Here is a 19,286-nt window from a genome sequence, read left to right as displayed (position 1 = left end):
TCCTATTGAGTATTACTGGTGTTGAAACAGCCAATACAACGAGCTAATTATTACAGTACATAATCTTATTATTCCTTTTGACATATACAAAAAGCCAGAGCTCTAAGAGAACTCTAGCTGAATGTGTTTTGATCAATCCAAACATGTCAATCCATTTTGAATCAAGGATGTTAGTTCTGGCTTTTTTCGGCTAATTTCATCCAGTTCTTTTCGTACTACTTCTGTTAGTTCTGCCTCTTGTCGATCCTGGTTTGTCATGAGGATTTCAACTAGCTCAATACGTGCTAACCAATCATCAGGGAAGTCTTTTTGTAATGTCTGATGTATAGAGTGTACCTTTACAATACTAGTTTTTCCTTCTCTGATATCTCGAATTGCTTGGTAGAGATGATCCAATGGGCTCCATTCCATTGGAACTTGTGACTCCACTATCTCTTCTCTCTCAGGTAGGTTATAGAACATCTCTGGGTCTGCTGCTCCAGCATAGACGGAGACAATGTTTTCTCCTATTACAAGGTCATATATTCCCCATGATGGATCAAAGAGGATTTCATCTCCTAATGTGACGGTACATTCTTCTAATTGTAGGAGGATGCGCTGCCCATTCTTACGTACTTCTCCTCTAACTATTCCAGTTATCTGAACACCACTATCATAATGTAGATCTACCTTTTTTCCGATACGAACATTTTCCAGACCGGATACAGAACCAATCGGGGCGCCAAAACCATCTGCGTGTGTTTGTTTCCCATGCCCCACGATCTCCTTTCTATCTAGCGACAAGGCAGTAGGTCCATGGGTTTTGAGATAGATAGCCTTTCCTTGCTTGTCATAACGTAACTCAGCAAAAGTTCCGGTTACTTGGAGTCCAGTATCAAAGACAGCTGTGGCTGTGCTACCTGAAGCGATTGCTTTCTCTAAGCTCTCCGTACCCCCAACTCGAAATGCCATGCGATCAGCAAAACACTCCACTGCTTCAGTTAGCTCTTGGAAGCTTTGGCAAACAAAAAGTTGTGGTTGTGGTTTAGTCACATCGTAATCAGTGGTGATACAAGCTTCTAGATCAAAGGGAAGCTTTTTAACTCGATTCGATAGGCAGTGCTGGCTTTCTCCAATGGAAGATAGGAGACCAGCTCCGTAGATTTTGGGATCTGTTAGTTCTCCGATTAGACCATATTCTACTGTCCACCAGTAGAGACGTCCGATTTGTGCTGCTTCGGATACAGTACTTACTTGGGAAAGTTTCTCCTTCAGTTCCTGTTGTGCCTTTTGAATATCTATTTCTGTTGAACGGTTATCTTCCATGACAATAGACAGTTTTCTAGTTGCCTCAAAAACCTCGTGTTCTTCCTTGGATGCTAGAGCTTTGGATCCAATCTCTCCGAATCGCTTAACATAAGCAGCATATTCGGGATCTGCCAAGATAGGAGCATGACCAGCAGCTTCATGTATGATATCTGGTGCTGGTGTGTAGAGAATATGATTTAGTGTTCGAATATCGGTAGCGATGGGGAGGAGTCCATTTGCTTGGAATTCAAAAAAAGCTACTCCAGGAATGAGCCCATCGATTGAAACGGCACCCCAACCAAACGGAGCAAGTGCTTGATCCATCTCTTCTAAACGAGGAATTCGTTCTAGGTGAATTCCAGTATTTTCTCGTCCACTTGTGTATGCTTGATGAGCTGTTGATTTGAAAAAGCGTACATTTTGCCGCATCACATAACGCCAAACCGCTTGGTTGATGGGAGTATAGTTCTGATAGTGTTGTTGGGAGAGGTAGGGTTTTAAATGAGCCGGGATATTTTTTTTGGTAGTAGTCGAACTAGACATATGGTACCTCCTATTGGTAACAAGCGACTTGCTGATATACTTTTTAGCTTTTATGCTTGTGTGCTTTTATGCAATAAAGAAAGTATAACGAGGATGATTTGATTATGTCAAGGGAGAGATTCAAGTGGAGAAAAGCAAATGTAAAAAGCTAGTTTCGGAGGTTGGAAGTCCAAAACTAGCTGGGTTATGTCTTAGTTTTAAGATTTGCGAACGGAAATTCTCCCCATTTCAATGGGGTAGATGAAAGGGAGCATTGCTCGGTATCCCCCTTGTGGGGATGCTTAGAGCAATTTATTTTTTGCACTTTCCTCCTACTATATGTAATATAATTATCCTTATATTTTACTATATTTACCCTATTTTTGTCATACTATATGTATGAGTAAAAACACTGTAAAACACGCTAGGACTTGCGTGTATAATGTCAACTACCACATGGTATGGTCGGTGAAGTATCGTAGAGCCGTACTGGATCAAGAGATTGAAACGTATCTAAAAGTTATTTTTCAAGAGATTGCGGAGGAGAAAGGGTTTGAAGTAGCTATGATGGAGGTGGGAGAGCAAGACCACGTCCATGTCTTTGCTTCTGCTCATCCTAAAGTAGCTCCATCATACATTGTGAAAATGTTGAAAGGTATTTCCGCTAGGAAGTTATTTCTAAAGTTCCCGAGGCTAAGAAATAAGTTATGGGATGGTCATCTTTGGAATAGCAGCTTCTACATGGAAACCATTGGCTCTATTTCGGAAGAAACGATTCGTAAGTACATGGAAAATCAGAAAAAGAAAGGGGGAAAATCAAATGATGAAGTCGTACAAATTCAAGATAGAACCTAATCGGGTACAAAGGGAACGAATCGAAACTACCTTGAATTTGTGTCGCTGGCTATACAATACAGCTTTGGAACAACGAAATTTTTCTTATGAAAAACGTGGTATTTCCGTTAATTACAACATGCAACAGAATGAATTACCACGACTAAAGCAAGAGTTTCCAGAGTTCAAACAGGTACAATCGCAAGTGTTACAGGACATTCTACGTCGTTTAGATAAAGCGTTTAAAGGGTTTTTTCGTAGAATCAAAGCGGGAGAGAAAGCAGGATACCCACGCTTTCAAGGTAAAAACCGTTATGATAGCTTCACATACCCACAAAGTGGGTTTTCTCTTGATGGGAAATATCTGAAACTGTCTAAGATCGGTAATGTTCGCATCAAATGCCACAGACAAGTAGAAGGAAAGATCAAGACCTGTACCATCATCCGAAAAAACGGAAAGTATTATGCTTGTTTTTCCTGTGAAATCGAAACCATAACACACTCAACAGGGAAACAAGTCGGTGTTGATCTTGGTGTTAGACATCTTGCTATTACATCTGATGGCGAATTTTTCGAACACCCTAAGTATTTTAGAAAGTCAGAACGCAAACTAAAACGACTTCAGCGCATAGTATCTAAACGTAAGAAAGGTTCCAATCGTCGTAGAAAGGCTGTAGCTTTGCTTGCAAAGCTACATGAGTACATAGCAAATCAAAGAAAAGACATTGCCCATAAAATTAGTAGGTATCTAGTAGATCGCTATGATCTAATTGCCTTTGAAGATCTGAATATCAAAGGAATGGTCTTGAATCACAAATTAGCCAAAAGTATTGTGGATGCTGGATGGAATCAACTTGTACAGTTCACTTCCTACAAAGCAGAATATGCTGGTAAGCAAGTAATACAAGTGGACCCATACAACACGTCTCAGGCTTGCTCAAAATGTGGTCAGATCGTAAAAAAAGAACGAAAAGATAGAGTCCATAGTTGCTCTTGCGGTTATACAGAAGATAGAGATGTAAATGCGGCAAGAAACATACTACATAAAGCAGTTGGACATGTTCCAACGCTAAAATGCGGACAGTTAGAACTAAACCTAATATAGGCATGGAACGTGCCTTCGTGGAGAATGCGACGTTGGTCGATTCAATGAATCGAGAAGCTCGCCATTTCAATGGCGATGTAGTTCACAATAGACTAATATACTAAATAAGGTGCTAAAGCAACCGCTAGTAAGAGAGAGGGGAGATAGTTGGCAACAGGAATCTGGATGATCTTTAAGATGTTTAGCCCGATTGCGATAACTAGTAATCCGCCTACTGCTGTTAGCTGTTGGATGATAGTTTCTAGAAGTTTGGGTTCGATTCCTTGGGTTATCCACGAAGCTCCTATGGAGATAAGTCCCTCGTATAAGAAGACAGGGATTGCAGAGAAGAGTACCCCAATGCCTAAAGTAGAAGTGAAAATAATAGAGGTAAACCCATCCAATAATGATTTGGTAAAGAGAATTTGATGGTTATTTTCTAATCCACTGCTAAGTCCTCCTAAAATCGCCATAGGACCGATGATAAAGACTAAAATTCCAGTTACAAAGCTATTGGCAAATTCCCCTTTTGATTTAAGACGTTTTTCAATCGACTGGCTCCAATCTTCGAGTCGCTTTTGGATCCGCAGTAAACTACCCAAAATTCCTCCTACTACTAGAGAGATCAGCATTAGTAAGATACGATCTGATTTTAACGTCATACCAATGCCCATGACGATTACCACCAATGCTACTCCTTGCATAATAGAGTTGATCGTAGATTCGCTCATTTTTTTGATCCCTTTTCCGATTAGGGAGCCGATTATGATAGCAAGTCCATTTATAATAGCTCCAAGTAACAATGTAGATACCCCCTTTGATCAGCAAAAAAGAAAGACTTCTGTTATATTTCAACAAAAGCCTTCCTTGGATTTAAAGCGAAAGCGTTTACGATCTAGCTGTTTTCCTCACGTTGAATGATAAGACCAAGCATACCTGGACCAGTATGTACCGCCATAGCAGGACTAATATGTCCAATGGAGGAGACAACAACATTTTCCAGTTCTCTTAAACGGTTGGCAAACTCTTCTGCTTCTGTTTTCGCTTTGCTATGGACGACGGCGATCTGAGCACGGGTTGATTCAATCGTTTCTTCCACGATATCCATCAGTTTTTTGAGTGCTTGTTTTTTCCCGCGAGCTACCCGATAGGAAAAGAATTTACCTTCTCCATCTACTGTGATAATGGGTTTGAGGCTCAATAGAGAGCCTAAGGTAGCAGTAACACTGCCGATTCGTCCACCGCGTTTAAGATAGTCTAAAGTGTCTACAATAAAATATCCACTGATCTCTGGTTGGAGTTGGTGAATTCGTTCTATGGTCTCATCGAAACGAAAGCCTTCTTGAACGAGTTTTGCTGCTTCTACCACTTGGTATCCAAGTAACCAAGAGAGCCCTTTAGAATCAATCATTTGCACCGTTAGATTTGGAAAATCTTCTGCCATTAAGCGGAATGTGTTAAATGTACCACTGAGACCGGAAGAGATGGTAATTGCGAGGACATGAGTAAAACCTTGATCTTCAATTTGTTGAAATGTTTCCTGTAAATCCTGTGGAGATGGCATAGAAGTAGTTGGGATTTCTACCTCTAACTTAGTATAAAATTCATCCGCAGTGATGTCGACTCCATCCCGATATTCTCCGTTTTGGTAGATCAAGCGGAGGGGAACGACATGTATGGGATACTTCTCGATTAGTTCTTGTGGTAGATCACAAGAACTATCAGTCAGTATGGCGATTTTGGACATGGAGCAAACCCCCTAACTGTTTGTAGTATAAGGGAAGAACCCATGTTAGACAAGTTTGTGTCAGGGAGTAGGAAAAAGAAATTCTGCTATCTTGAGAAAAAGCATGGTGAGTGCTGCTCCCATCAAAGGACCTGTGGGTACTCCTCGTAAGAATAATATCCCCAAAACAGAACCTACAACCAAGCCTACCATTAAATGGGGATCGTCTTTTAGTAGATCAAGCCCTTTACCATTGAGGCAAGTAGCGAAAGCGCCCCCTAAGATCGCCATCATTCCTGGTACAGAAAGAAAAACTTTTTGAATCTCTTCCCAAGTTACCTTTCCAGATGCAAAAGGAGCAAGTACTGCAATGGTGAGAAAAAGTAAACCTAATTCAAGTCCTCTCCGTTCAAATGTAGGGAAGAAACGTTCTAAGTGGATCAGCTTCATCATCAACAAGAAACTGGCAGCTGTCGCGATAATGGGAGATCGCCCCAATACCCCTGTAAGAATTAAGAGTACCAACATGATTTCGACTGTCAATTTGGACAACTTCTCCACCCTCCCAACTTGTCCTAACCATCATATGCATAAGAAGGTAAGGATAGAAGTGAGTTCAACCTAAACAAGGGTGCACAAAATCGAACTGGCATTGATTAAGTTATAGAAGAACTTGATCTAGGGAGCGACTTATTATTACAACGGAGCGAGTGTAAACAAGCATTTCGAGTTGCATCATACAACCTTTATCCTTGTGGTTCAGCGGGGAGATGTAGTCGACTTTTTCGTAAGAGAATCCGGGATTGCTCTGGACCTCCATGTACCCGTTGTGGAGGATGGAGAAATGAAGCGACAGACCATGCAATTAACCCCAATAAACCAACTATCCCAAAGTGAAAAACAGGTTCTCGACCGAACATGCTAAGAATAGGTGGCCCCACTGCTACACCTAAAAATCGGACGCTATGATATAAAGATGTAACAATCCCTCTTTCTGAACGGCGAATTGCACTAGTGATCAAGATATTGAGACAAGGTAGAGCCAAGCCTGCTCCTACTCCAATTAAACTGGCACTAAATAGCCCTAACCAAGGAGTGAAGGAAAAAATACCAATCAATCCTACACCTAAAGATAAACAACACAATCCTAAATAAAGATGGTTTTTTAAGTGAGTAACCCCGCTTTTTACTTTTCTCCCGGTCCAAAAAGCACCTAAACATTGCCCCACAAGTGGTGTTGTTAGCAGAAGCCCTTTGATCCAGAAGGAAAGGGGACTAGCATCCCATTGATCCGACATCTTGGCGTAATATCCAAAAAAGAGAAAGAGTACTAAAGCTCCTAGTAAATACGATATTCCTAACCATCGACCATATAAACGAAATGCGCTTGCAATTTGATGCCCATACTCGCGAAAAGAATGTTGGTTGTCTGATATGGTTGGTTCGACGATTTTATGTTGTACCAAGAAGAAGAGTGGAATGCTCAAGACAGGAAAAAAGAAAAAGAGCACGATCCATGATATTTGACCAATGATCACCCCTAAAAATGGGCTTAGTACTTTTCCAAAGGAGTTGGCAGATTCTAAGATCCCCATCGCTTTGGTCTTCTCTACACCTTGAAAGAGGTCACCAGCTAGTACCATCGCAATCGGAGAGGTAGCAGCGCCACCTAATCCCTGTAGAGCTCGGGCATAGAGTAGCATTGAAAAATCAAGCTCCAACCAAGAAGCGATACCTGCCCATAGACTACCCGCTGCAAATAGGAGTAACCCAACCAAAATGACTCTTTTCCTCCCAAAACGATCAGATGCGACTCCAATGAAAGGGATGAAAATAGCTGCAGATAAGGAAAAAGAAGTGATTAAATAGCTCGTTTCTATATCCGATACCATAAAGCTCTTCTGTATGTTAGGCAGAAGTGGGATCAGAGCAGAATTACCTAAAACCATGAAAATAGGAAGCAAACTAAGTGTCCAAAGCAGAGTTTTGTTTTGTGAGATCATCCATTCGCCACCTCTTGGTTAGCTTGTCTACGAATGGATTTCTCTATGCGGAAAATACCAATCATTGGAGTGTGTGAAGCGCTGGAACTCGGGTCAGACTAGTGGTAGATAGCAATGATTGGAGGATCAGATGATGTACGATAGACTACGCAGAGATTTGGCATATGTTCAAGGTCTGTTAGAAGGAGTCCAGACTAGCTCCAATTCGTCTCCAGAATCGAAAGCACTACATCGTTTAGTGGATGTTGTAGACGAACTAATAGAAGCAGTACAACAAGTAGATCTGATGCAGTCTGAATTAGAAGAGTATGTTGAAGCAGTAGATGAAGATCTGAACGATCTGGAACTTCTTTGTTATGATGATGAGGATTTGGATGATGACGATGATGAGGAAGAAGACGAAGAAGAGATATTGGAAATTGTCTGCCCAGAATGTGGAGAAGATGTTTCTGTCGAGGTAGAGGACTTAGAAGATGATGAAGTAGAACTGCTCTGTCCTAAATGTCATACAGTCTTAATTGTCGAGGATGCGACTGATTTAGAACCGTATGAGAGTGGAGTAAACGAGAATGAAACGATCTAAACTACCTATTCAAATTTAAATAATATGATTGAACAACCCCAAAAAAATTGCTCCCTCTTATGGAGAGAGCGATTTTTTTTTGGTTTAGTTGGAATGTGCTCCATTCGATCTTTCAAAAAAAGTTAGTGATATTCCAGGAGCTATTTCGCGATCCTCTACTGCACAAAATCCAAAACGTTGATACAAAATTTTAGCAGGTGTGTTTTTGGCTCCAGTGCAAACGATCATTTTTTCCATATTGGACTCTAGATTTAGCAAATGGGATATTAAACTACTAGCAATTCCTTTTCTAAAATAGGAAGGGTGAACAGCCATCCGATGAATATCAAGAACGGTGTCATCTTTGGTATAAGAAATAAATCCAACTAACTGATCTGAAGAAACATAACCTAAAAAAATTTCACTGCATTCCAATAGGTTTTCTATTGTATCATGTAGTCGAGGAATCCCCTGAAAATTGATCAATTCTGCTTCCACTTGGTATGAAGGTAGTTGTACATTTAATACTTGTTGTGCAACTGTAGGGTCTGTTACATTAAGTTTTTTAATCATGATGTTTTTCTCCTTACTCTGAGTCAAGCTCCATTTGTTGCTTACCAAGTTATTAAATCACTCTCGAAAAAAGTTTCAATATTGACTTTTCTATTTTTTAATGCACGAATTAATTGTAAAGTAAAAATTGAAATATTATGTATTACTATTTTTAAAGATTAAAAACTATTTCAATACTATTAAATTTATCTTTCAACTATTGATTTTAAAAGGTTTTGAAAAATACTTGTAGAAACATTTTAATCCTGAAAAAATGTAGGTATAACATAAATGAAAGCTATAGGTTAAAGAAAACATTTTGGTTTCCTTTCTTTTCGTTCATAGAAAAAGTCAAGCCTATGTGATTTCAGTTCAAATTACTAGTAACTAAAATAATTTACATACTAGAAGATGTCTTTTTATTAGATCAATGAAATTCCCCTTGTATGTATCCTTCCAACGCCTTGTTCTTTCAGTTTGTAAAATACTTTTAAAAAGAAAGGAAACAATTATCTGAATTAAAAGGAAGTGATCCCCTTTGTATCGAATTTAGACAGTCCAGAATAATTAAAACAGAAAAGTCTGTTCGATAGACTACAATAAAGGTGTGAAAATTGTGAATGGTAAAGATCTACTTATGATCGGAGAGGCAATTCGAGATTATCGAAAACAAAAAGGTCTTCGTTTGGAAGATCTAGCGGATGAACACATATCTATATCTACCATTAGCAATATTGAACGGGGATTTACTCATGTAAAAGAAGGAAAGCTAGCATATTTATTAGAGAAACTAGGTGTACAATTCCAAGACCTAACTCAGATTGAGAGTGTACATCAAAAGAAGGAACGAATTCTCTCTGTCCAGATGATCGCAATTCGTTCTTGGATTGAAAGCGGAAATGGAGAAAAAGCATATTTGTTGTTAAAACAGATGAATTTGGTTGATTCACATCCACAAAAGCAGTTTTATCTATTCTTAAAAGGACTCTACTTTTACCACCGCAATCTGTTTAAGAAGGCGAAAAATGAATGGAATGCAGCTCTTCGTCTAGGACGAGAAAAAAGAAATCAGGATCTTGAAGCTACGATCTATCTCTATTTAGGGAAAATCTCCGAACACGAAGGAGATGTGGCGGAGGCTCTTTACAATGTTTGTCAGGGATTGGAAAGTTATGAGCAGACCGATTTCGGTGAACATGCCTATATTGCGCTTTCTTTGGATCAGATTCGCTATCTACGGCAGTTAGATCGAGATTGGGAAGCGATGTTGCTTTTAAATGATCTCTGGACCCAGATTCCAAAAGTCGACTCCATTAGCCTTCGACTAGAGTTCTATCTTCAAAGGGCGGAACTTCTTGCATCCCATGGTGTGTGGAGTGAGGCACAGGAAGTGGTAGAAGCAGGTCTGGAACTTGCTAGAGAAAATCGAGAATGGGGGCTTATGGCGAAGTTATGGCATGAACTCGGTATTATCCATGAAGGTGCAGGGGATATAGAGTTGGCACGGATCAGTTACCAAAGTGTTGGTGTGATCGAGCAAAAGTTCCAAACAAAACCAGTTCTTGTCTCGTCTCTGATATTATTAGCATCTTTGCATTATAATCAACAGGACTTTACGGAAGCAGAAAAACTTTTACAAAAGGCATTACAGTTGGCTGAGAAAGAGAATCGACCTCCGTATATCTTGCAAGCATATTTGCAGCTTGGGGATGTAGCACAAGCTCTTGGTGATTTTCAAATGGCGGAAGAACGTTATCAACAAGCATTTTTGCGTGCAGAGAAGTATGGTTTAGATGAAAAGGAAACAGAAGCACTGATTCGTTTAGCAAAACTGGCAAAAGAGCGAGATATGGATAAATATCAAGCATACGCTCTTCAAATATTGGAGAAACAGACGGAAAAGTTCTAATAAGAGGATGATTCCAAATAAAGCCAATTTTTCTCGTGAGAAATAACGAGGAAAGTCGGCTTTTTTTGTTTGATTTTGCTCTGTTTGGTATATTTGATCTCCTTGTCCCATATGGATGAGGAAAACGAGCCTGCAAGCGGATAGGTGGTGAATAAGTGAGGTTAAAGCCGATTCTAGAGATCATGCCAATGGAGTTGCGACAAATTATCCAATCATTACCGAATGAAACAAAGGAAAGTTTGGAAGAGATTCGCATTCGATTGGGCGGTCCATTGGAGATTATTGCTGGTAATCGTTCATGGTTTGTAACGGAACAGGGTTCGCTTCTTTCGCAGTCAGTTGGGGGAAGAGTGATTAATGCTGAGGAATGCCGAAAATTGCTCAATCAAATTAGTCAACATTCTCTTTATGCGATGGAGGAGGAGCTTAGACAAGGTTATATCACAGTAGAGGGCGGACATCGAATCGGGTTAGCGGGCAAGGTAATTACAGAAGGTGGCCGAGTTCACCACCTTAGAGAAGTGACCGCTTTTAACATTCGGATCGCTCGGCAGATTTCGGGAGTAGCTACTCCGATCTTGCCTTATCTCTATGAAGAGGGAAGGTATCATTCTGTACTGATCATTTCTCCACCACAATGTGGCAAAACAACCTTACTTAGAGATTTGTCTCGTCTTGTGAGCAATGGGACATCTACCATCCCCTCTCAAAAAGTAGGAATTGTAGATGAACGATCGGAGATTGCAGGTTGTATAGGTGGAGTTTCCCAGCACGATGTTGGTGTCCGTACCGATGTATTGGATGCTTGTCCGAAAGCAGAGGGGATGATGATGATGATTCGATCGATGTCCCCGCAAGTTCTTCTTGTTGATGAGATTGGCCGACAGGAAGATGCAGATGCAGTTCATGAAGCGGTTTGTGCTGGAGTTACCATCTTTTCATCAGCACATGGACAGTTGCTTTCAGAAGTGGCTCGGCGTCCGCATCTGCATGCTTTGATCAAGCAACAGCTGTTTGGACGATATATTCTCTTAAGTCGCCGATTAGGAGCAGGAACGATTGAAGCTATTTTAGATAGAAGAGGGGAAAAGATCTCCTTTTCTTTTAATCGGAGCAAGATATGTTAAAACTGATCGGATCTGTTCTTTTGGTGCTCGCCTTTAGTCTTGCCGGTTTTCAGTATGCAAAGCGATATCGAGAAAGACCAGAACAAATACGTCAATTGAGAACCGCTATTACCTTTTTGGAGACGGAGATTGGGTATGGAGTTCGGACATTACCAGAAGCACTAGCTCAGGTATCTCTGCGAGCTCCAGTACCAATACGTGATTTACTAGAACGCTGTAGCAAGTCCTTATTAGAGTTAGACGGAAGATCTACTTATGAATGCTTACAATTCGCAGTGAAACAGCGTTGGAAGTGGACACAGATGCAATCGGATGAAAAAGAAATTTTTCTCGATATTTGTAAGAACTTAGGTCAATCCGACCGTAATACCCAAATTCAGCATCTTACGCTTGCCAAGCAGAACCTAGAGCAAATAGAACAGCAAGCGCAAGAGGAGCAACGGCAATACGAAAAAATGTATCGAACCTTAGGAATCCTCGCAGGAGCACTCCTAATCATCCTGCTTTATTGAGGAGGTATGTTATGCCATACAATGTGGATGCAATCTTTCAGATCGCCGGCATCGGGATTATCGTTGCGATGATCCATACAGTATTAAAGCAGATGGGGAAAGAAGATTTTGCACACTGGGTTACTCTCTTTGGCTTTGGAGTGGTCTTGTTTATGATTGCGGTTTTGATCCAAGACCTATTTCAAACGATCAAAAATGTCTTTCTCTTTCAGTCGTAGCAAAGAAAGGAGGAGATCCTATTGGGTATTCTCCAGGTGGTTGGATTGGGATTAATTGCTACATTTTTAGTACTTGTCCTAAAAGAGCAAAAACCAGTCTTCGCCTTCCTGCTAGCCACCTTTACCGGAATTATTATCTTCTTAAGTCTAGCGGGTAAAATCTCCGAGGTGGTGCGAGTATTACAGAGTTTGGCAGAACGAGCGCATGTAAATACGCTTTTTTTGGAGACGATCCTCAAGATTATCGGAATTGCCTACATAGCGGAGTTTGGAGCTCAGGTTACCCGAGATGCTGGACAAGGTTCCATCGCATCTAAAATTGAGCTTGCTGGTAAGATCCTGATCCTTGTTATGGCAATCCCAATCATTACTATTGTGATCGAATCCATCATTCAAATACTACCTTCGTGAGGGACAAGCAATGAGATATATAGGGTTATTTGTCCTAACTTTCTGGATCTTTTTATGGTCTGCACCTATTTTATCGTCAGCGAACGGAGAATCTCCACCTACTGCACCTTTGGAACAAGGTACGACAACACCTAGTCAGACTGAACAGTTGACGAAAGAGGTAATCCGTTCCCAACTAAATGACTTGCAGACAGAAGAGGTCGAAAGTTTTTGGAGACAGTTGAAAACCGAATATGGCCGCTACTTCGAAGGAGAAGAGCCTGCTAGCCTGTTCGATTTGTTGACTGGCACAGGTTCCAGTTGGAGCCTTACAGATGCCCTAAGTGCTCTCGCTCGCTTTTTCTTCTATGAAGTGCTCTATAACGGAAAATTATTGGGAAGTATCATTGTTTTGACCGTTTTTAGTGTAATCTTACAAAATCTTCAGAGTGCCTTTGAAAAAAACCAAGTAAGCAAAGTAGCTTATGCCATCGTTTTTCTGGTCATTATCGTCCTAGCGGTTGATAGTTTTACGGTAGCAGTAGAAGCAGCAAAAGAAGCGATCAGCAAAATGATCCATTTCATGTTAGCGGTAGTGCCGATGATGTTGACTTTGTTAGCATCGATGGGAAATTTCGCATCGGCTTCTCTCTTCCATCCATTGATTATTTTTATGATTCATGTGATTGGAACGATCATTTACACTGTTGTTTTTCCACTCTTGTTCTTCTCTACGGTGTTATACATCATTAGCAATCTCTCGGAGAAGTACAAGCTAACTCAATTAGCAGATCTTATGAGAAAAGTAAGTATTGCCCTCCTTGGTGGCTTGTTGACTATTTTTCTCGGCGTCATTTCTGTACAAGGGGCGACTACCGCAGCAACAGATGGGGTCGCAATCCGGACTGCCAAATATATTACAGGAAATTTTGTACCAGTCGTCGGGCGTAGCATCTCGGAAGCAGCCGATACGGTGGTAGGTGCCTCCTTGTTAATCAAAAACACCGTAGGCTTAGCAGGAGTGATTATCCTTCTCTTTCTCGTTGCGTTTCCTGCGCTGAAAATTCTCTCGCTTTCTTTTATCTATAACCTTGCAGCTGCTGTTCTTCAGCCTTTAGGTAATAGTCCGATTATCAGTAGCCTCAGCATCATTGGCCGGACACTGATTTATGTTTTTGCAGCAATGGCAGCGGTAGGATTGATGTTTTTTCTGGCAATTACCATCATTATCGCGGCGGGCAATATCTCCGTCATGATGCGTTAGGTAGGTGAGGATAAGTGGACTGGTTGGCAGATTGGCTAAAAGAATTGATTTTACTGGTACTGGTAGCAACTTTTTTGGATCTCCTACTACCCAGCAACTCGATGGAACGTTATGTCAAGTTAGTAATGGGACTGCTTCTGATTATGGCGATCTTGCACCCAGTCTTTCAACTAATCAATCACAATATCGACCTAAAGAATCTGACGATCGCCCCAGAAGTGGTGCAGGAGACGAGTAAGATGCCTAGCATGGAACAGATTCGGCAAGATGGTGAGAAACTCCAGCAGACACAAGCGGACTTTATTCGAAAACAGATGGAACAGTCGGTTGAAAGTTGGGCAAAGGAAACATTGGAGCAGAAATTTGCAGTGGAGGTGGTCGATGTTCAGGCAACTGCATCGCTAAACGAGCAGCAAGTCCCGGTGCTGCAGGAGATCATTCTTACTGTTCAAAGAAAAGATGGTACATCAGAGGAAAATCAGATGCAATTACGTCCTGTAGATCCAATCACCATCGGAGAAGAAGAAAGCCAGCCAGCTACCTCTATTGTTGAAACAAAAGAGACTGGAGAGATGCAGAGTTATCTTTTAGATTATTGGGAAATTGATCCTGAAAAAGTACGCATTGAATGGAAACCTAGCGCATAGGAGGAAGTAAGGATGTTTTCAAAGCTACCACAACTACTAGAAAAGTTTGATAGTGGCGGAGGCGGTGGAAATGATGGCAAAGGACCCAAGAAAAATCGTTGGGCATGGTTACTAGCATTAGCAGGAGTAGGTGTGATGCTCTTCATCCTCTCTTCATTTCTTGCTGACCCTGTAGAGGAGGATAATCCTTCTGATACACAGCTAAATAAGGACAAGCCCACCACGTCTACGGTAGAGACGACCGTAATGGGAAGTATGCAAGATTATGAGAAGAAGTATGAGACCCAACTAGCTGCTGTTTTAGAGAAAGTACAAGGGATTAGTGATGTAACAGTAATGGTCAATCTCGATTCAACAGAAGAGGAAGTTGTGCAATATGATACCCGAGAACAAATTCAGACTACTACTGAGAATGATACCAAAGGGGGTACACGCTCCACAGAACAGAATAATACCGAACGCAAAACAACGATGCACCGCACAGATAATGGAGATCAGCCAGTTGTGGTAAAACGCCTCAAACCGAAAGTACGTGGAGTGATCGTAGTCGCAAAAGGGACAGAAGATTTAGTGGTAAAAGCAAGAGTATTGGAAGCAATCCAACGTACGCTCGATGTACCACTTCATCGTATCTCCGTTATGCCAACGGATCAATAAAGGTGAACTTCCATCAGAGGTGGTTTCTGCCCTCATGATGGTTAGTTAAACAAAATCTGGGAGGAACTTTTATGCAAATGAATCGCCAAACGGTATGGCTAGTAACCATGTTAACACTGATGGTAGCTCTATCCGCCTACTATATTATTACAGGACCAGTAGAGCCAGTCGGGCCTTTAGCTCAAAACAATCTCAACGAAAATCAGGTACAAGTAGACACCAAGCCAGTCAACCAAGCAGCTAAGAAAGAGAGTGTTGCTAGTGAGTATTTTGTGTATCAAAATCTCCAGCGTCAAACGATGAGAGAGAAATTGTTAGATGAGTACTACAATATTTTAGGAGATACCAAAGCATCGAAAGAAAAACTAGCAGAAGCGGAGAAAATGATTAACAGCTTAACGAAATTAGACAAACAAGAAGAGGTAATGGAAAACTTGCTTCGCCAAGAAGGGTACCAAGATGCAGTGGTATTTCAGGAAGACGGGAAAGTGAATGTTCTGGTTCAAAGTAGTGATCTCAAAAATGCCCAAGTAGTAAAGATACTCGATTTAGCAAAACAACAGTTGGGAATGGGAGCATCTCAAGTATCAGTCAGCTATCGCCCATAAGAAGGGGAAAAAGCGTCTTGCTTCAGGGAACACAAGCAAAGACGCTTTTTATTGTTTGTTGGAAGAAAACAGGCTCATACCCAATAAAGGTATATATCAGAGATTAGAAAAGGCTCATCGGTTTAATAGCGTTTTCTAACCAAGCAACGTTTCCAACTCATCGAGGTATTCTTTGAACACTACAAATGCTTGACGAATTGGATCAGGTGAGGTCATATCCACTCCTGCACGATTTAGGAGAGTAATGGAATCAGCAGACGATCCAGATGATAAGAACTCGAGATAGCGTTTTACAGCTGGTTCTCCTTCTTCTAAAATTTGCTTGGAGAGAGCAGTGGCAGCGCTAAATCCAGTAGCGTACTGATACACATAGAAGTCATAGTAGAAATGAGGGATCCGTGCCCATTCTTTCCCAATCGCTTCATCTACGACAATTCCAGTACCGTAATATTTTTGGTTGAGTTCATAGTACCATTTAGTCAGGTTCTCTGCGGTAAGAGCTTCGCCTGCCAGCGACTTTTGATGCGTTATTTTTTCAAATTCGGCGAACATCGTCTGGCGATAAACCGTTCCCCGGAATTTGTCTAAATGGTGGTTGATGAGATAGAGACGCTTTGTCTTGTCTTTTGTTGTTTGGAGTAGATATTCATTTAGCAAGTTTTCATTCAACGTAGAAGCTACTTCTGCTACGAAAATAGTGTAGTCACCATAAGGATAAGGTTGGTGTTTGCGAGTATGATAGCTGTGTAGCGAATGCCCAAATTCATGTGCAAGTGTAAAAAGGTTGTCAACGTTGTCGTGCCAGTTCATCAGGATGTACGGATTGGTACCATACGTTCCGAAAGAGTAGGCACCACTTCGTTTCCCTTTGTTCTCATAGACATCAACCCAGCGCTCGTCAAATGCCTTTTGCAGGATAGTAAGATAATCTTTTCCGAGTGGGGCAAGGCCTTTTAATAGTATTTGTTGGGCTTCTGGATAAGTTATCTTCATCTCCACATCGGCAACAAGTGGGCAATAGAGATCATAGAGATGAAGTTCGTCTAGTTTGAGAGCACGTTTACGGATCTCTAGATAGCGGTGGAGAAGTGGTAGATGTTCATGAACAGTATCAATAAGTTGATCATAGACGCTTTCTGGGATGTTATTAGAGAATAAGGCTGCTTGCCGTGCCGTATCATAATGACGTACTTTGGCGCTGAAGTTATGTTCTTTGACGGTAGCACTAAGGGTACTAGCCATCGTGTTTAGCACTTTACCATAAGTGTCATAAACTTTTGCGAATGCTTCTTGGCGTACCCGACGATCCTTGCTTTCCATAAGTGTAATAAAGCGTCCGTGGGTAATCTCCACTTTTTCACCATGTTCATTGACAACGGAAGGAAACTCCAAATCTGCGTTGTTAAGCAGTGAATAAGTTTTACTCGATGCATTTAACACTTCAGATGCTTGAGCGAGTAATGCTTCTTCTTTGTCAGAGAGAACATGAGGGCGGAAGCGTGTTAGCTCTTTCAACATTAGTTCATAAAGTCGAAGCTCTTGATTTTCTTCAAGGAAGCGTTTTAATTTTTCTTCGGGAATCGCTAAGATCTCTGGACGATAGAAGGAGAAGTAGCTACTCGCTTCTGTATGTAATGAGGATACCCGATCGTTATAAGCTTGATAATGGGCATTGGTTGTATCTTGATCGTACCGCATCCGAGCATAGACATACAATTTGCCTAAACGAGAACTGAGTTCATCTCGGAAGGAAAGTGCAGCAAGTAAATCACCGGATGATGCACCTAATTTACCGCGATAGTTTTCTAGTTGTGGGAGTTGTTGTTTTACTGCTTGATATTCCTGCTCCCAATCTTCATCTGTTGCAAAAATTTCTTCTAATCGCCACGTAAAGTTCGGATCAACTTCCGAACGAAGTGGCAAGCGTTTGGTTTCACTCATGTCATATCCTCCTTTGTTTTATTATAGCGTTTCTACATTTCAACGGAAAATGTACTTTTCGGAGAGAAAAGGGATTTCGAAAAGAAAGATTTTTTGGTAACTTGGTATAGACTCTATTTTTGCGGACCGGAGGAACCGCATGAAACCAATTACCATTTTGTATGAATATCACAATGTCAATCATTACCCCATCACGATGTTACTTGCATGGCCTAACGACATTTTATATGGTGCTCCCGTTCAGATCATCGAATTGACTCATGAGCCAGAAATGGTTTCAATCCGTGATCAGGCTGGAAACCAATTTGCAGTCGTGGTAGTCTATCCAAATGAGAGAATGCGTTTTGAGTATGAAGTAAAGCGGAGTCCTCGGAGAAGGCAAGAATTGAGTGATACCGAAAGAGAGTACTACTTGACGGCACAGGAAATCGGTAATTTTCCAGAAGAACTTGTACAACGGTATTTGGGAGAAAGTCGACATTTATCCACCGATCGGGAACAGGCCACTACCTTTTTTCAGGCATTGATTCGAGACTTTGCTTTTCAAGATCTAATCGCTCCAAGTCAGCGCATACAAAATCCATATCTCATACAGAAGCTAGAAAGTATTGACTTCGCTCGTTTGTTTGCTCTTTTATGTAGAAGATCAAACATTCCATGTCGAATTCTCTATGGTTCGCTTTCTGCTCGCATGTATCGTCCGCATGCATGGAATGAAGTCTACTTAGAGTCCGAGGGGTGGGTTCCGGTAGATGTAGCTTTGGGACGATTACACTCCAAACAACTGAAACGAGCGGATGAACTGTTTCTTCCGGATCAAAAATGGGAAGAGATGTTTGGTCATATACCAGAGGTCAGACCAATTTTTGCAATCCAGTTAGAAAGTGGAGACGAACCAAGTTGCGCCATATTTGACATGAAAGAGCAGTCTCCGACAGCTGATCAACTCTGGGGAATTGCGATTGAGATGGATAAGATTGCTTGGTATCCTCCTCCAGTACTTTTTTTGGAAGAAGAGACAAAGGCTTCTTTTGTTCCACGTTTGAAACGGATTTTGTACTTTTTCCTAATCCCAGAAATGTCTGCTAGACCTTTTCTTTTTTTCAATGGTGATTGGAAAGTGATTCGAACACCGCTTCTGGAATGGAGTTGGCGAAGTTGGATCTATACGAAAAATCTCTCGTCGGTTGCATTTCTTTTGTTTGCAGGTAGTTTTTTCTTTGGAGCGAACCTTTTACTTCTAAGTAAACTGCTTCTAGTTGCACTACTCAGTGGTGGAGTTAGTCAGTTAATCAAGGCATCACTTGGCATCAGAACCAAGTATCATTTACTAGGAACTGGTCTGTTTGGGCTCTTGATAGGGATACTTTTTGTTTTTGTATAGACCTCCGATGCTTTTGCAATTTGGGGCTAGGGCTGGTCAAGATTGGCTAAAAAGATTAA

General features: G+C 41.1%; 20 protein-coding genes. 13 read left to right on the top strand and 7 right to left on the bottom strand.

From position 1 onward, the window contains the following. Positions 1-132: 132 nt before the first annotated feature. Positions 133-1,830 carry an aromatic amino acid hydroxylase gene (locus tag VJ09_RS04445; RefSeq protein WP_044640420.1) on the bottom strand — a complete coding sequence of 566 codons (1,698 nt, stop codon included), beginning with the start codon at positions 1,828-1,830 and terminating at the stop codon, positions 133-135. A 378-nt stretch (positions 1,831-2,208) separates the two neighbouring features. Between VJ09_RS04445 and tnpA the strand changes: the two genes are divergently transcribed. Further along, complete coding sequence (tnpA, locus tag VJ09_RS04440; RefSeq protein WP_082050359.1) at positions 2,209-2,664, top strand: IS200/IS605 family transposase; 456 nt, start codon at positions 2,209-2,211, stop codon at positions 2,662-2,664. After that, positions 2,630-3,748, top strand: a complete 1,119-nt coding sequence (locus VJ09_RS04435; protein WP_044640419.1) for an RNA-guided endonuclease InsQ/TnpB family protein — start codon at positions 2,630-2,632, stop codon at positions 3,746-3,748. The genes tnpA and VJ09_RS04435 overlap by 35 nt, the downstream gene beginning before the upstream one ends. 92 nt (positions 3,749-3,840) lie before the next feature. Here VJ09_RS04435 and VJ09_RS04430 read toward each other — a convergent pair whose 3' ends face one another. The 4 genes from VJ09_RS04430 to VJ09_RS04415 form a co-directional block, all read right to left on the bottom strand. Beyond that, positions 3,841-4,530, bottom strand: a complete 690-nt coding sequence (locus VJ09_RS04430; RefSeq protein WP_044640418.1) for a DUF554 domain-containing protein — start codon at positions 4,528-4,530, stop codon at positions 3,841-3,843. A 92-nt stretch (positions 4,531-4,622) separates the two neighbouring features. Continuing rightward, on the bottom strand, positions 4,623-5,474 hold the full coding sequence (locus tag VJ09_RS04425; RefSeq protein ID WP_044640417.1) for a DegV family protein: 852 nt from the start codon (positions 5,472-5,474) through the stop codon (positions 4,623-4,625). A 60-nt stretch (positions 5,475-5,534) separates the two neighbouring features. Beyond that, complete coding sequence (locus VJ09_RS04420; protein WP_044641589.1) at positions 5,535-5,981, bottom strand: DUF441 domain-containing protein; 447 nt, start codon at positions 5,979-5,981, stop codon at positions 5,535-5,537. Between the two features lie 218 nt (positions 5,982-6,199). Further along, positions 6,200-7,456, bottom strand: a complete 1,257-nt coding sequence (locus VJ09_RS04415) for an MFS transporter (protein WP_052807215.1) — start codon at positions 7,454-7,456, stop codon at positions 6,200-6,202. Between the two features lie 130 nt (positions 7,457-7,586). On the opposite strand from VJ09_RS04415, the gene VJ09_RS04410 reads away from it, so the two are divergent. Continuing rightward, the gene (locus tag VJ09_RS04410) at positions 7,587-8,039 is read left to right on the top strand and encodes a CD1247 N-terminal domain-containing protein (RefSeq protein WP_147635429.1); all 453 of its coding nucleotides are present in this window, start codon (positions 7,587-7,589) and stop codon (positions 8,037-8,039) included. Between the two features lie 84 nt (positions 8,040-8,123). Here VJ09_RS04410 and VJ09_RS04405 read toward each other — a convergent pair whose 3' ends face one another. Next, on the bottom strand, positions 8,124-8,591 hold the full coding sequence (locus tag VJ09_RS04405) for a GNAT family N-acetyltransferase (RefSeq protein WP_044640415.1): 468 nt from the start codon (positions 8,589-8,591) through the stop codon (positions 8,124-8,126). Between the two features lie 595 nt (positions 8,592-9,186). On the opposite strand from VJ09_RS04405, the gene VJ09_RS04400 reads away from it, so the two are divergent. From VJ09_RS04400 to VJ09_RS04360, 9 genes are all read left to right on the top strand, one after another. Beyond that, on the top strand, positions 9,187-10,479 hold the full coding sequence (locus VJ09_RS04400) for a helix-turn-helix domain-containing protein (RefSeq protein WP_044640414.1): 1,293 nt from the start codon (positions 9,187-9,189) through the stop codon (positions 10,477-10,479). A 155-nt stretch (positions 10,480-10,634) separates the two neighbouring features. Continuing rightward, on the top strand, positions 10,635-11,606 hold the full coding sequence (spoIIIAA, locus tag VJ09_RS04395; protein WP_267904260.1) for a stage III sporulation protein AA: 972 nt from the start codon (positions 10,635-10,637) through the stop codon (positions 11,604-11,606). Continuing rightward, positions 11,600-12,118, top strand: coding sequence for a stage III sporulation protein SpoIIIAB (gene spoIIIAB / locus VJ09_RS04390; RefSeq protein ID WP_044640413.1), 519 nt, complete (start codon positions 11,600-11,602; stop codon positions 12,116-12,118). The genes spoIIIAA and spoIIIAB overlap by 7 nt, the downstream gene beginning before the upstream one ends. Before the next feature lie 11 nt (positions 12,119-12,129). Further along, complete coding sequence (spoIIIAC, locus tag VJ09_RS04385) at positions 12,130-12,336, top strand: stage III sporulation protein AC (RefSeq protein ID WP_044640412.1); 207 nt, start codon at positions 12,130-12,132, stop codon at positions 12,334-12,336. A 21-nt stretch (positions 12,337-12,357) separates the two neighbouring features. Then, entirely contained in the window at positions 12,358-12,747 is a 390-nt protein-coding gene (gene spoIIIAD, locus VJ09_RS04380; protein WP_044640411.1) for a stage III sporulation protein AD, read from the top strand. Between the two features lie 10 nt (positions 12,748-12,757). Beyond that, positions 12,758-13,990, top strand: coding sequence for a stage III sporulation protein AE (gene spoIIIAE, locus VJ09_RS04375; protein WP_044640410.1), 1,233 nt, complete (start codon positions 12,758-12,760; stop codon positions 13,988-13,990). Between the two features lie 14 nt (positions 13,991-14,004). After that, a complete protein-coding gene (gene spoIIIAF / locus VJ09_RS17460; protein ID WP_052807214.1) occupies positions 14,005-14,637 on the top strand; it encodes a stage III sporulation protein AF in 633 nt (210 codons plus the stop codon). 12 nt (positions 14,638-14,649) lie between these two features. Further along, positions 14,650-15,294: a stage III sporulation protein AG gene (gene spoIIIAG, locus VJ09_RS04365; RefSeq protein WP_044640409.1), complete on the top strand. Its 645-nt coding sequence runs from the start codon at positions 14,650-14,652 to the stop codon at positions 15,292-15,294. 71 nt (positions 15,295-15,365) lie between these two features. Beyond that, a complete protein-coding gene (locus VJ09_RS04360) occupies positions 15,366-15,902 on the top strand; it encodes a SpoIIIAH-like family protein (protein WP_044640408.1) in 537 nt (178 codons plus the stop codon). Between the two features lie 135 nt (positions 15,903-16,037). Here VJ09_RS04360 and pepF read toward each other — a convergent pair whose 3' ends face one another. Beyond that, positions 16,038-17,843, bottom strand: coding sequence for an oligoendopeptidase F (pepF, locus tag VJ09_RS04355; protein ID WP_044640407.1), 1,806 nt, complete (start codon positions 17,841-17,843; stop codon positions 16,038-16,040). Between the two features lie 139 nt (positions 17,844-17,982). Here pepF and VJ09_RS04350 point away from each other — a divergent pair, with 139 nt between their 5' ends. Continuing rightward, positions 17,983-19,227: a transglutaminase-like domain-containing protein gene (locus VJ09_RS04350; RefSeq protein ID WP_044640406.1), complete on the top strand. Its 1,245-nt coding sequence runs from the start codon at positions 17,983-17,985 to the stop codon at positions 19,225-19,227. The last annotated feature ends 59 nt before the right edge of the window (positions 19,228-19,286 follow it).

It is taken from the genome of Risungbinella massiliensis, from assembly GCF_000942395.1.
Lineage (GTDB): Bacteria > Bacillota > Bacilli > Thermoactinomycetales > Thermoactinomycetaceae > Risungbinella > Risungbinella massiliensis.
Note: the sequence above shows the minus strand (reverse complement) of the source record. Positions and strands in the feature narration are given on the sequence as shown.